14 protein-coding genes and 1 riboswitch are annotated in these 11,939 nt (G+C 47.6%); of the genes, 10 read left to right on the top strand and 4 right to left on the bottom strand.

Annotation, left to right across the window (positions count from 1 at the left end; all coding sequences use genetic code 11):
* Position 1: 1 nt before the first annotated feature.
* Together FGI41_RS21005 and FGI41_RS21000 are read left to right on the top strand one after the other, a co-directional pair.
* The gene (locus tag FGI41_RS21005) at positions 2-790 is read left to right on the top strand and encodes an ABC transporter permease (RefSeq protein WP_139492269.1); all 789 of its coding nucleotides are present in this window, start codon (positions 2-4) and stop codon (positions 788-790) included.
* Between the two features lie 34 nt (positions 791-824).
* Positions 825-1,003: riboswitch (FMN riboswitch) on the top strand.
* Positions 1,004-1,284: 281 nt separating this feature from the next.
* On the top strand, positions 1,285-1,890 hold the full coding sequence (locus FGI41_RS21000) for an ECF transporter S component (RefSeq protein WP_139492268.1): 606 nt from the start codon (positions 1,285-1,287) through the stop codon (positions 1,888-1,890).
* 59 nt (positions 1,891-1,949) lie between these two features.
* Here the strand turns inward: FGI41_RS21000 and FGI41_RS20995 are convergent, their stop codons facing one another.
* Both FGI41_RS20995 and FGI41_RS20990 read right to left on the bottom strand, forming a co-directional pair.
* A complete protein-coding gene (locus FGI41_RS20995; protein WP_139492267.1) occupies positions 1,950-2,129 on the bottom strand; it encodes a hypothetical protein in 180 nt (59 codons plus the stop codon).
* A 29-nt stretch (positions 2,130-2,158) separates the two neighbouring features.
* Positions 2,159-2,773, bottom strand: coding sequence for an ArsR/SmtB family transcription factor (locus FGI41_RS20990; RefSeq protein WP_139492266.1), 615 nt, complete (start codon positions 2,771-2,773; stop codon positions 2,159-2,161).
* 187 nt (positions 2,774-2,960) lie between these two features.
* Here FGI41_RS20990 and bcp point away from each other — a divergent pair, with 187 nt between their 5' ends.
* The 4 genes from bcp to FGI41_RS20970 are packed head-to-tail and all read left to right on the top strand — an operon-like array spanning position 2,961 to position 5,873.
* Positions 2,961-3,428 carry a thioredoxin-dependent thiol peroxidase gene (gene bcp, locus FGI41_RS20985; protein WP_139492265.1) on the top strand — a complete coding sequence of 156 codons (468 nt, stop codon included), beginning with the start codon at positions 2,961-2,963 and terminating at the stop codon, positions 3,426-3,428.
* A gap of 21 nt (positions 3,429-3,449) precedes the next feature.
* On the top strand, positions 3,450-4,502 hold the full coding sequence (locus FGI41_RS20980) for a M42 family metallopeptidase (protein ID WP_139492264.1): 1,053 nt from the start codon (positions 3,450-3,452) through the stop codon (positions 4,500-4,502).
* A gap of 9 nt (positions 4,503-4,511) precedes the next feature.
* Positions 4,512-5,276, top strand: coding sequence for a class I SAM-dependent methyltransferase (locus tag FGI41_RS20975; RefSeq protein ID WP_139492263.1), 765 nt, complete (start codon positions 4,512-4,514; stop codon positions 5,274-5,276).
* A gap of 48 nt (positions 5,277-5,324) precedes the next feature.
* The gene (locus FGI41_RS20970; RefSeq protein WP_139492262.1) at positions 5,325-5,873 is read left to right on the top strand and encodes a cob(I)yrinic acid a,c-diamide adenosyltransferase; all 549 of its coding nucleotides are present in this window, start codon (positions 5,325-5,327) and stop codon (positions 5,871-5,873) included.
* A gap of 117 nt (positions 5,874-5,990) precedes the next feature.
* Here the strand turns inward: FGI41_RS20970 and FGI41_RS20965 are convergent, their stop codons facing one another.
* Positions 5,991-6,896, bottom strand: coding sequence for a complex I NDUFA9 subunit family protein (locus FGI41_RS20965; protein ID WP_139492261.1), 906 nt, complete (start codon positions 6,894-6,896; stop codon positions 5,991-5,993).
* Between the two features lie 145 nt (positions 6,897-7,041).
* Here FGI41_RS20965 and nth point away from each other — a divergent pair, with 145 nt between their 5' ends.
* The 3 genes from nth (at position 7,042) to FGI41_RS20950 (ending at position 10,209) form a co-directional block, all read left to right on the top strand.
* Positions 7,042-7,722 (top strand): endonuclease III, encoded by a 681-nt coding sequence (gene nth, locus FGI41_RS20960; RefSeq protein WP_139492260.1) that lies wholly within the window; start codon positions 7,042-7,044, stop codon positions 7,720-7,722.
* 129 nt (positions 7,723-7,851) lie between these two features.
* Entirely contained in the window at positions 7,852-8,289 is a 438-nt protein-coding gene (gene perR, locus FGI41_RS20955; RefSeq protein ID WP_139492389.1) for a peroxide-responsive transcriptional repressor PerR, read from the top strand.
* Positions 8,290-8,451: 162 nt separating this feature from the next.
* The gene (locus FGI41_RS20950; protein WP_139492259.1) at positions 8,452-10,209 is read left to right on the top strand and encodes a glycosyl hydrolase family 18 protein; all 1,758 of its coding nucleotides are present in this window, start codon (positions 8,452-8,454) and stop codon (positions 10,207-10,209) included.
* A gap of 39 nt (positions 10,210-10,248) precedes the next feature.
* Here FGI41_RS20950 and FGI41_RS20945 read toward each other — a convergent pair whose 3' ends face one another.
* On the bottom strand, positions 10,249-10,617 hold the full coding sequence (locus FGI41_RS20945) for a DUF2614 family zinc ribbon-containing protein (protein ID WP_139492258.1): 369 nt from the start codon (positions 10,615-10,617) through the stop codon (positions 10,249-10,251).
* A gap of 168 nt (positions 10,618-10,785) precedes the next feature.
* Here FGI41_RS20945 and FGI41_RS20940 point away from each other — a divergent pair, with 168 nt between their 5' ends.
* Positions 10,786-11,652 (top strand): nucleotidyltransferase-like protein, encoded by an 867-nt coding sequence (locus FGI41_RS20940; RefSeq protein ID WP_139492257.1) that lies wholly within the window; start codon positions 10,786-10,788, stop codon positions 11,650-11,652.
* Positions 11,653-11,939 lie beyond the last annotated feature (287 nt).

Raw genomic sequence — 11,939 nt, 5'->3', positions numbered from 1 at the left:
TATGGGACAGGTAATCCGGTTATTTAGTGACTATCTCAGCCAATACTTCAAAACCAAACTGAGCTATCGAGCTAACTTTTTCAGTGAACTCGTCTCCAATCTGGTATTTGAATTGATGAGGCTTGCCTTCATCGGGATCGTCTTTCAGCATGTCGATAAGCTGAAGGAATGGACGTTGTGGGAAATCGTCTTCATCTACGGGTATTTCATGATTCCGTATGCGTTGTTCTCCGTCTTTTTTGGCTTTTGGGATTTTAATGAGCGCTATATTATCCGTGGTGAGATGGACCGCATCCTGACCCGTCCGGTCAACCCGCTGGCACAGGTCTGTCTGGAATCGATCGCGCCTGACCGTATTTTTAGTGCGATTACTGGCTTTATCATCATGATCTATGCGGCATTTCAACTGAAGCTGTCGATTGCGTGGTATGACCCGTTTGTGTTTGTGCTTCTGATCATCAGCAGTGTGATGATCTATGCAGGGGTCTACACGGCGATTGCGGCCGTCAGCTTTTTCTCCGACTCCCGTACAGGGATTGCACCGATGATCTGGAACATCCAGAACTATGGGCAATACCCGGTCGATGTCTACAACAACATCATCCGCTTTATCCTGACCTGGATTCTTCCGTTCGCGTTCGTCGGTCTGTATCCATCAGCGTTTTTTCTGAGAAAAGCGGAGTGGTACACCTATACCATGCTGACCCCTGTGATGGGAATTGTGTTCTTCCTGATCGGTCTGGTGGTATGGAATCTGGGCTTGAAAAAATATAGTGGCGCAGGATCATAATCAGTCGTATAATAGCTGGGTATAACAACTTTATACATTCCTTCGGGGCAGGGTGAAATTCCCGACCGGTGGTGATCACGCCATTGATGATTCATCAATACAGAGCGTGTCAGCCCACGAGCCTCTCGTCCGCATTGGATTATGTGCGGGCAGAGTGCAGGATCTGGTGAGAATCCAGAGCCGACAGTACAGTCTGGATGGGAGAAGGATGACGACAGTACGTTCGTACACGTGCTTGTTTGCCTGTGCCAATCTGCGTAGGCAGCAGGGGACTGTTTTGGATTTACTCAAAAAACAGGCTCTGTTTGCCTGTACGGTTTGACTGTAGACACGTCTGGTAAGTGCCCCTGAAGATGAATCATGTCTTCGGGGGCTTTTCTTTTTAGGGATGTGTATATGGAACCAAGCAGACGAACAGGAGCATGGGCCAAGCGGTGTCACGAAGCTGTTGCCATACCTCACAGAAGGAATCAACACAAGAGAGGATGGTAAACATGCAACAAACTCAACTCCAGGCAACACAAATCAACAGCACCAGAAAACTGGTCACAATCCCGCTTTTGGCGGCAGTCGCATTTTTGCTCCAATATCTCGAAATTCAGTTGCCGCTCTTTCCGTACTTTTTGAAGCTTGATTTCAGTACGGTACCGTCACTGATCGGCGGACTTGTGTTTGGTCCGGCAGCAGGCATTTTAATTGAATTTATCAAAAACACCTTGCACTTTTTATTAAAAGGCGCCGAAGGTCTGATGATCGGTGAACTGGCTAACTTCATCGCAGGTGCCAGCTTCGTTTTTGTAACGGTGTCCATTCACCGTTGGATCAAAGGTGGAAAAGGGTTGTTTACAGGTCTGGTCTTGGGAACCGTGCTGATGACGGTGATCATGTCAGTAGCCAACTATTACTTCCTGATGCCTGCGTATGCGACGGTGTATAACATGCCGCTTGACCAGATGATCCAATCATTTGGCTTCGAGAGCCTGTGGTCCCTGATCATTGTGGCGATCCTGCCGTTTAATATCGTCAAGGGTGTGGCTGCCTCGCTCGTAGCGTACCCCGTCTTTGTGAAAATGGCACCGCGTCTTCGCGTGCACGTATAGATCAATCGCAGGCAATAGAAAAGGAGCAGTACCCGGATCAATGGGTGCTGCTCCTTTTGCTATGGACGCTTCTGCTCTTCCAACAGAGCAATCAGCTTGTCCAGTTTGGTGGATTGTTCGATGTCGTGCCTGCGTTTCCAATTGACATAGCTGACCAGACTGTACATGGTGTACAAGGCAGCTACCATAATCAGAATGAAGATCAGTTGAAAAAGACCAACTACGGCTGTAATACGCAATCCATCTCCTTTGACATACAGAGACTTATTTAATCGATATCCTCAAATGCTTCATCGTCCTCATCTGTCGCTTCTGGCGGTGCGGTTGGGAACAGGAGAGTGAAGTACTTGAATTTCCGGCGTCCTTCCGTCGGTTTCAAGTCCTTGTACTTACTGTACAGGGCATTTAACTCTCCGACCAGCTGATTGCGCTCTTCTTTGGTCAGATTCAGTTCGCCCATGTTGTAATAAAAGGTATCATTATAATCCTGACGCACGTCTACATCTGATTCGACCAGGCGGTTTAGTGTGCGCACCAGGTCCTTTTCAGTGGCATGCAGAGGAGAGAACATGATTTCACTTAATTGATGGGCATTATTTTCAATCACGACTCGGAGATTGGCGCTGATGACTTTGGCTACGGGCTGATAATACTTTTCGACGATAGACCCCTTCACACGGGTATCTACTTGCTCCAGAAGACCGACACGAACCAATTCTTTTACATGATAGTGCAGGCGGGCAGCATTTTCACCTAACTCGGTTGCGATTTGTTTGGCTGTGCGGGGCTCCAGATCCTCAAACAGCTCGAGGATTTTGACACGTTCCGGCACTGCAAAGGATTTCAGCGCCTCCATGTCAGTAATTTCAAAAAATTCTTTCATAAGGAAGATTCACCGTCCAGTTGTACGCTCGTAAAAACAAACGATTGATTACCAATTATTACATTTTAAATTATATTAACAAAAAGTGCAACGGAAACAGGTCAGATTCTCAGTTTTCTTTATTTATCCTAGGATATTTTGTTACAATATCTCCATAAGTGACAGCAGAAAAAGGATGGGGATACATATGACAGCAGTCGGACAATTAGCTCCTGACTTTACATTGGACGCAAGCAATGGACAAAAGGTTTCATTGCATGAGCTTCGCGGTAAAAATGTCGTGCTCTATTTTTATCCGAAAGACATGACTCCGGGCTGCACGACAGAGGCTTGTGATTTCCGCGATTACCATCCAGAGTTTGCGAAGCAAAATACGGTTGTGCTTGGCGTAAGTCCAGACGACGTGAAAAAACACGATAAGTTTGTAGCCAAGTATGAACTGCCGTTTACCCTTTTGGCAGACGTAGACCATGCGGTGGCCGAGAGCTACGGAGTCTGGGTGCTCAAAAAGATGTACGGGCGTGAATACATGGGGATCGAGCGTTCCACCTTCATCATTGATCAAGAAGGTAAGATTGCTCATGCTTGGCCAAAAGTCAAAGTGAAGGGTCATGTGCAGGAAGTGCTCCAGTTCATCAAAGAAAATCTGGTCTAAACCATACGAGGAGGTATTCACATGAATTTGTCATTGAATTATATCGTTGAGACGTTTTCCACACTTGCCAATATACCAAGTCCATCCGGTAACACCACGAAAGTAATGGAGTGGGTAGAGCAGGAGCTTACTCGCTTGGATGTGCCGTTCGTACGTACCAATAAAGGGGCGGTTCTTGCTACCGTACGCGGAACGAATGATGAGAAGCAGCGCCTGCTTACCGCGCACGTAGATACGCTCGGTGCAATGGTAAAAGAGATTAAAAGCAATGGTCGTCTGAAGCTTACTTTTATCGGTGGTTTCACCGGACATGCTGTAGAAGGTGAATATTGCCGGATCGAAACAATGAATGGTCAAGCCTATACAGGAACCATCGTCTCCACCAAAGCCTCTGTCCACGTATACAGCAGCGAGGGAACCAAGCAAGAGCGTACAGCAGAAAACATGGAGGTGCGTATCGACGCGAAAGTAAAAAATGCGGATGATGTCAAAGCATTGGGCATCTCTGTAGGTGATTTTGTTTCCTTTGACCCGCGTGTTACTGTAACCGACAGCGGTTTTGTCAAATCGCGCCATTTGGATGACAAAGCCAGTGTTGCAATCCTGTTCGGTGCACTGAAACACTTGAAGGAGACCAATACCCAGCTTCCATACACCACACATATTTTGATCAGCAACAACGAAGAGATCGGATATGGCGGCAACTCCAGCATTCCAGAGGGGACGGTCGAGTATCTCGCTGTTGACATGGGAGCGATCGGTACCGGTCAGACTACGGATGAATACTGCGTGTCGATCTGCGCCAAAGACTCTACCGGGCCATATCATTATGGTCTGCGCAAGCATCTGGTCAATCTCGCTGAAGCGAATGACATCTATTATCAAGTCGATATCTATCCGTTCTACGGCTCTGACGCAAGTGCTGCATTGCGTGCCGGCTATGATGTCGTACATGGTCTGATTGGTCCTGGTGTAGATGCTTCCCATTCCCATGAGCGCACCCACCAAGAAGCATTAGAAAATACAGGTAAACTTGTCTTGGCGTATATCTTGTCGCCTGAACTGGTGGTGTAGGAGGCTCCTATGAACAGCATGTACCGTTGGGCGGATTATTATGATATTACAAATCGAGGGGTGGCAGGTGACGTTCCATTTTATGTCGAACTGGCCAAAGAAGCTGGTGGCGAAGTGCTTGACCTCGCATGTGGAACAGGCCGTGTTACTTTCCCGATTGCCCAGGCAGGAGTAAAAGTGACAGGGATTGACCTGTCTACCGATATGCTGGCACGGGCGCAGCAAAAAGCAGAAGAACTTGGATTGGGAGAAGACCAGCTTACGCTTTTGCAGGGTGACATGCGTAATTTTAACCTTGGCAAAAAGTTCGCGCTGATCACAATCCCGTTCCGCTCTTTCTTACATTTGCTCCATATCCAAGAGCAGATGAAGGCTCTCCGATGCGTCCGTGAGCATCTGGCTCCAGGCGGGAAATTTGTCATGAACGTATTTGTGCCAAGCATCACGCATCTATATGAAGAGAGCGAAAAAATGTCACTTCGTGGGATGTATCCACTTGATTCCGGTGAGCAGGTGGCGATGTGGGATTACACTCGATATGATCATTTCCAACAGCTTTCCGAAGTGACGCGTACTTACGAGCGAATCAGCCCAGATGGCAATGTCATCGAAAAGCTGATCGGCCGCTTCACTTTGCGCTACATTTTCCCAGCCGAACTGCATCATCTTTTGCGTCTCAACGGCTTTAAAATCGTGCACCGCTACGGTTCGTTTGAAAAAGCACCATTTGACATGAAAAGCACGGAACTGATTATCGTGGCAGAAGCCATATAATGCTGTCGATTTCCGGGGAAATAAGTTGAGCGAATGGGAGAGGATACGATGAAGATTTACACGAAATCTGGCGACAAAGGCCAAACCTCACTGGTCTATGGCTTGCGTGTACCGAAATACGCAGGGCGTGTCGAAGCTTATGGCACATGTGATGAAGCTAATTCCAACATCGGACTGGGCCTTTCGTTTCTGCCAAAAGAAGATGAGTGGAACGAGTTTCGTGAAATGTTCCACATTGTACAGACCAAGCTGTTCCATATCGGTGCTGAACTGGCGACACCTCCAGACAAACAAGTCGGGTGGCCGATCCAAGAGGCTGATGTAGAGTATCTTGAACAAAAGATTGACCAGTTGGATGAAGCACTGCCACAGTTGACCAACTTCATTCTTCCAGGTGGTCATCCAGCCGCAGCAGCTCTTCATGTCGCACGTACGGTTGTCAGACGTGCGGAGAGACTGACGGTACAGGTTGCAGAGCAGGAGCAGGTCAATGAAGTGGTGGTAAAGTACCTGAATCGTCTGTCTGATTTCCTGTTTGTCGCGGCACGTTATGCGAATCAGAAGCTAGGGGAGACAGAACCGAATTTGCATGAATAGGTGATTTTTCATCGTATAAAAAGAAAAAAATGCCCGTTACAAACGACTGTTGTCCGTTCGTTTCGCGGGCATTTTTCTCTTGTCATGGTGTTGGCCTATATTAATATCATCGTTAAATTATTTCAGATAAGCGGCAATCCCATCTTCAAACGGAATCCTTTTGATAGGATAGCTACGATACAAGCTCTCTGTATCGGCACAGGCATTACCCTCCTGCAGCATGATCAGCTGTGTCTTCGTGATCGGGAAAAATGAAAAGCCCTGCATCAGCTCCACTACGGGCTTCATCAACGTGATTGGCACATGAAACCGTCTTACCTTCGCTTTTCCCAGTACACGACCGATGGCAGCGAGAATATCATTATACGTGAGGGCAACCGGACCACCCACCTCAAACACCTGTCCATTCGTCATATCAGGGTGCACCGCATCCGCAAAAACCTCTGCCACGATCTGGCGGGAAACCGGCTGTAAGCGGTACAGGCCATCACCAATAACTGGCGTTAGCGGGAGACGAACCAAATCTGCTAACATATTTACGAACTCATCACCCGGTCCATAGATCACAGAAGGGCGGAAGATCGTGTGGGGGAGACCGCTTGCGATCAGCAGCTGCTCTGCCTCGTATTTGGTCTGGTGATATAGACTGGTGGCATTCGGACGGGAGCCGAGTGCGCTCATCAGAACAAATTTTTTCACATGGACCTGTTTGGCGGCCTCGATAACATTCCTTGTTCCTTCCACATGGATGCGGTTGAAGGTAATGCCTCGACCAGGCTGCTCCCGGATGATCCCGACCAGATGCACCACTGCATCACAACCATTCATCACAGCCAGCAATGAGGCGGGATCGAACAAGTCACCCGGTACCAGCCGCACGCGTCCCTGCCAAGCGGGGTCTGGCTTCATCTTCTGTTCCGAGCCAGGGCGGACGATACAGACGACCTCATGCCCGCGGCTGACCAGCTCGGGAAGCATCCCGTGACCTACAAACCCCGTCACACCTGTAAGGAATACTTTCATAAAAATCATCCCTCCCGATCTATTTGGTATCATTTTCTAATTGTACAATAGGTACAAAACCATTTGCCACTTCACTGTCTGCCGTACCGTGCAGGATGCGCTATAATGAATGTACTACAATCCGATTGATAAATAGGAGTTACCTATGAGCAAACTATCCATGAAACGTTTTTTGTCCACACTTGAAGAGATGTTCCCAGACGCCCATTGTGAATTGAACCACTCCAATGCTTTTGAATTAACGATCGCGGTTCTGTTGTCTGCCCAATGCACCGATAAAAAGGTAAACCAAGTGACCGAGCGGCTTTTCCAAAAGTACAAGACGCCAGAGGACTATCTGGCGGTTACCTTAGAAGAACTGCAGGAAGACATCAAGCAGATCGGTCTGTATAAAAACAAAGCCAAGCACATCCGTGAGCTATGCCATCTTCTCCTCGATGAGTACAATGGTGAGATCCCAGATAAGCATGAAGAGCTGGTCAAACTCCCAGGCGTCGGACGCAAAACAGCCAATGTGGTCGTCTCCACCTGGTTTGGTGTCCCGGCACTGGCTGTTGATACACACGTAGAGCGCGTCTCCAAGCGCCTCGGTTTCTGCGATCCTGACATGACACCGCTAGAGGTAGAGCAGACCCTGATGCGCAAGGTCCCGAAAAAAGACTGGACGAAGACCCATCATCAGATGATCTTTTTCGGACGTTACCACTGCAAAGCGCAAAGTCCACAGTGTGAAGCATGTCCGCTGCAGGAATCCTGTCCTGAACGTAAAAAGAACCTCAAACTGCAAAAGAAAGCGAAACCAAAAGCAAGTAAAACAAATAAGTAAAACAAGGGTAAAATAGTATATAAATGATATTGACAGTTTACCTATCGTGGACGTACACTTATTTATAACAATTCTTATTAAGAGTACGTTATAAACTAAGACTTAAACTAGAATGTGAGGTGCATGACGATGACACAACAGGTGGAAAAAGCAGTCGAAATCCTCAAAGAGCAAGGTGTTCGTATGACTCCACAACGTCATGCTATTTTAGCGTATCTGCTGGAAAGTATGAGCCATCCGACGGCTGACGAAATATACAAAGCGTTGGAAGGAAAGTTTCCCAATATGAGCGTGGCCACGGTTTATAATAACCTACGCGTGTTTAAAGATGCAGGTCTTGTCCGCGAGTTGACCTATGGTGATGCCTCCAGCCGTTTTGATGCCAATGTGGAAGAGGAGCATTATCACGCGATCTGTAATGAGTGCGGTTCCATCCACGACTTCCATTTCCCGTATTTGGGAGAAGTCGAGATGGCTGCCAAAGAAATGGCCGGTTTTCAAGTCACTGGACACCGTATGGAAGTATACGGAGTCTGCCCTGATTGCCAACAGACAAAATCACACTAATCGACAGCCTATCTGGTCTCAGGTAGGTTTTTTTGTGTGGTTTTGTTGGAAATGGTGTAACCTTTCTGGGAATTTCGCGTCTTAGGTTGTGGAATACCTGGTCTTCTTTTATCATCGTAAGAAGTCTGAAAATGACTGCCATTCCCAACGGAGGAGGAAATCATGACCGCACCATTGGAAATCACTCCACGTCCGAAACGTAAACCAAGATTACAGCGAAAATTCGCGCTGTTTGTATTTTTGATTGTGTTTGCCGTTATTTTTGGTGCAGGTGCCTGGCTGTATCTTTACCTGCAATCCAATGCCCATGTTCCACCTTTTGACGGCCGGAAGAACGTGATTGTCTTTCAGGGACAGGTACAGGAAGAGGCATTTGCCATCCAAGAAGGACAAGTGCTGTTGCCGCTGCCGTTTGTACAGAAACAAATCGATCCGGCTATCTTTTGGGACGAACCGACCAAGTCCGTAATCGTTACTACGAAGGACAAAGTGCTGCGGATGGAGAGCGACAAGCTGGTCGCCTTTTTAAATAAAAAGCCAATCGACCTGCACGTTCCCGTTCAGCAAATCGATGGAATCCCTTATGTCCCATACGAACCACTGTCCAAGCTATACGCCGTCCAATTGAAGCATATCGAAAATAGCGGTGTGACCGTTATCGAGAAAGCAGGCTACTCCATCCAGCAGGGGAAGATCGAATCTGTGGATGAGCAGGAGCCGATCACCCAGCCTGTCCGCAAAGGTCCGTCTGGCAGAGATCCGATCGTTGCAGACCTTAACCCGAATGCACCCGTCGATATCATCGGGGAGGAGGGGGGCTGGTATCGCGTCCAGACAGCTGACGGGATTATCGGCTTCATGCCCAAAAGCATCGTGACTCTGTCTGAGATCCGCAAAACCGACTTGCCTGCACAAGAACCCAAACAATCAGCCGCTGTTCCATGGAAGCCGCTCGGGCAAAAGATCAACCTGACTTGGGAGCATGTCACAGGCCGCAATCCCAAGCTTGCGGAGATCCCCGCCATGCCAGGACTCAATGTTGTATCCCCTACATGGTTTGAGTTGACTGATGACAAAGCTACACTTGGCAACAAAGCTGACTCATCCTATGTCAAATGGGCACACCAACGCGGCTATCAAGTCTGGGGCCTTGTCTCCAATGGCTTTAACCCGGATTTCACTAAAGCTCTGTTGAGTGATTTTCATATGCGTGAAAAATTTATCGTACAGGTAATCCACTACGCGACGATGTACGAATTGGATGGCATCAATCTCGATTTTGAAAATGTCTACATCGAGGATAAAGCCAGATTGGTTCAGCTTGTCCGTGAGCTGACACCGTACCTGCATGAACAGAATTTGACGGTATCCATGGATGTGACCCCGATATCGACGAGTGATCGCTGGTCCCGCTTTTATGACCGCAAAGTACTTGCACAGGTGGTCGACTACATGGCAGTCATGACCTATGACGAGCACTGGGGAACCAGCCCTGTTGCGGGTTCGGTAGCCTCACTCCCATGGGTGGAGGAGAGCCTGCAAAACATCCTCCAAGAAGTACCTCGTAACAAGCTGCTGCTCGGCGTACCGTTTTACACCCGCCTCTGGAAAGAGGTAAAACAGCCGGATGGCAGCATCAAAGTCACATCCAAAGCCCTCTACATGAGTGGCGCCCAGAAATGGATCAAAGAACGAAATCTCAAACCTGCGCTCGATGCCAAATCAGGCCAGTATTACGTCAGCTACACAGATCCTGCCGATAAAGCCACCTATAAAATCTGGATCGAGGACCAGACCTCTATGGCCAAACGGATCGAGCTTGTCCGCAAATATAATCTCGCCGGTGTAGCCTCATGGCGCCGGGGCTTCGAGACACCAGACATCTGGAACACCATCCAACAAGGCCTTCAAGCCAGGTAAACGTAATTATCACCATGAAAAAACCACCTGATTAGCTCATCAGGTGGTTTTTTCAATGCCTCTATCCGGGCGGGATTCTTCTTCAAGCTGAAGGGGTTGGCCGCAGAACATACAAGCGTCCTCTTTCCCTAGCATTTTTGTTACCTTTTTACATTTTGGACATTCTACTTGCGCAGAGGTTGTCGAGACCATCCCCGACACCATGAACAGCACTGTGCTGACCATCATCAAAACGAAACCAATGAGCAGCATAATCGTCATGAACAACACGGACTTTTCAAACAAAGAACCGAGGAACCCGCTGTAGAAGCCATATCCCGCGTACATCAGGAGGATACCGATTACCATGTTCCAGTTCGCCCAAGTGCGCATGCGTTTGATCTTGCTCAAGTGTTCGGTCTTTTTCATTTCATCATTCCTCCTACCGATTCAGTATAGCATAAGCACGTCCAAAATGATGTGTCTTCTCAGCAAAACACTCCGCAAACAGCTAGTAAAAGCAGGAAACCTTTTAACGCTTGTAGAATCCATATTTTCTAAGTGTGTTTTTCATCTCAAGTCGCAGGAGGTGTACCTATGAACCCGCGTCTGCACCAGTATCACCAACAGATTGTCAACCAAAACGACGTATTATCAGCCCTTTTGATTCACAATCCAGACAAGTGCAGCCCGTTTTTCCATGGTGCTCCTCTTTTATCTATTATCATTATGAACCGCCCCGAACCCAAGCAGGAGACAAGAGCACTTTATTATTTGGGCCTGCACATTGTGGAGTACCGTTTGAGCCAATGGCAGCTGGAGCAATGGGTTGTCCAAGGTTCAAGCGTTCCTGTCGTGTCCTGGCTTACCCAGGCAGACATTATGCATGATCCACAGGATTATATGAAAAAGATGAAGGAACGCTTCCTTCGTCTCTCACAGCATCATCAAAAGCGTAAAATATGCGAAACCTACTCCCAACTGCTTAAAAGCTATATGGACGCAAAAGCATACCTGCACCAGGAACTTACTCTGGAAGCGTATCATTCTATCCAAAAAGCCTTGCATACCTGGGCACAGCTTGTCCTCATTGAAGCCAACGAGCCTCCGGAGCCGGCGATCTGGAAGCGGGTCAAACAACTCGAGCCTTCTGCTTATAAATTGTATGAAGAACTTGTCTCAAGTCCTGAACCTTTGGCGAAGCGGGTGGAGTTGTTACTGTTGCCTCTGGAATTTCATATCATGTCGAAGATGAAGCCCTGCACTCAATATCTTTATGATATCTTGTTGTCCCAACATCGTCCCTGGACTCTCAATGAATTGCTCAACCACTCTGAGATAGCCAACAGTTCTATTGATGTAGTTCTTCTTCTAGACAAAATGGCGAAGCGCTCCCTCATTCAAGAGGTCCACATTGAACTAAAGGGCGAACTGACCAGTGAAAAAGGATACATGATTTCTTAAAGAAAAAGCGAAAATTGATATTGACTTTATTAAGTCCACTATGCTATATTTCTAAATGTCGCTTCGGGACACAAGCTGAAGTGAGTAAAACAAAAAATACCACTTGCATTTAAATAAGGTGGTATGATAGTATGTAAAAGTCGCTTGAAGCGATGAGAACGAATGTTCTTTGAAAACTGAACAGCGAAAGCAAATGATAATTCAGCCAAGCAACAAGTTTTTGACCTAGATCAACTTCAACTTTATTGGAGAGTTTGATCCTGGCTCAGGACGAACGCTGGCGGCGT

It is taken from the genome of Brevibacillus dissolubilis, assembly GCF_006170445.1.
GTDB classification, from domain to species: domain Bacteria; phylum Bacillota; class Bacilli; order Brevibacillales; family Brevibacillaceae; genus Brevibacillus_B; species Brevibacillus_B dissolubilis.
This window is presented reverse-complemented; position numbering and strand designations above follow the sequence as displayed.

Bases quoted from the DNA above. Each gene is read 5' to 3' on its own strand.
- FGI41_RS21005 (WP_139492269.1), top strand. From the start codon at position 2: ATGGGACAGGTAATCCGGTTATTTAGTGACTATCTCAGCCAATACTTC.
- FGI41_RS21000 (WP_139492268.1), top strand. From the start codon at position 1,285: ATGCAACAAACTCAACTCCAGGCAACACAAATCAACAGCACCAGAAAA.
- FGI41_RS20990 (WP_139492266.1), bottom strand. From the start codon at position 2,773: ATGAAAGAATTTTTTGAAATTACTGACATGGAGGCGCTGAAATCCTTT.
- bcp (WP_139492265.1), top strand. From the start codon at position 2,961: ATGACAGCAGTCGGACAATTAGCTCCTGACTTTACATTGGACGCAAGC.
- FGI41_RS20980 (WP_139492264.1), top strand. From the start codon at position 3,450: ATGAATTTGTCATTGAATTATATCGTTGAGACGTTTTCCACACTTGCC.
- FGI41_RS20975 (WP_139492263.1), top strand. From the start codon at position 4,512: ATGAACAGCATGTACCGTTGGGCGGATTATTATGATATTACAAATCGA.
- FGI41_RS20970 (WP_139492262.1), top strand. From the start codon at position 5,325: ATGAAGATTTACACGAAATCTGGCGACAAAGGCCAAACCTCACTGGTC.
- FGI41_RS20965 (WP_139492261.1), bottom strand. From the start codon at position 6,896: ATGAAAGTATTCCTTACAGGTGTGACGGGGTTTGTAGGTCACGGGATG.
- nth (WP_139492260.1), top strand. From the start codon at position 7,042: ATGAGCAAACTATCCATGAAACGTTTTTTGTCCACACTTGAAGAGATG.
- perR (WP_139492389.1), top strand. From the start codon at position 7,852: ATGACACAACAGGTGGAAAAAGCAGTCGAAATCCTCAAAGAGCAAGGT.
- FGI41_RS20950 (WP_139492259.1), top strand. From the start codon at position 8,452: ATGACCGCACCATTGGAAATCACTCCACGTCCGAAACGTAAACCAAGA.
- FGI41_RS20945 (WP_139492258.1), bottom strand. From the start codon at position 10,617: ATGAAAAAGACCGAACACTTGAGCAAGATCAAACGCATGCGCACTTGG.
- FGI41_RS20940 (WP_139492257.1), top strand. From the start codon at position 10,786: ATGAACCCGCGTCTGCACCAGTATCACCAACAGATTGTCAACCAAAAC.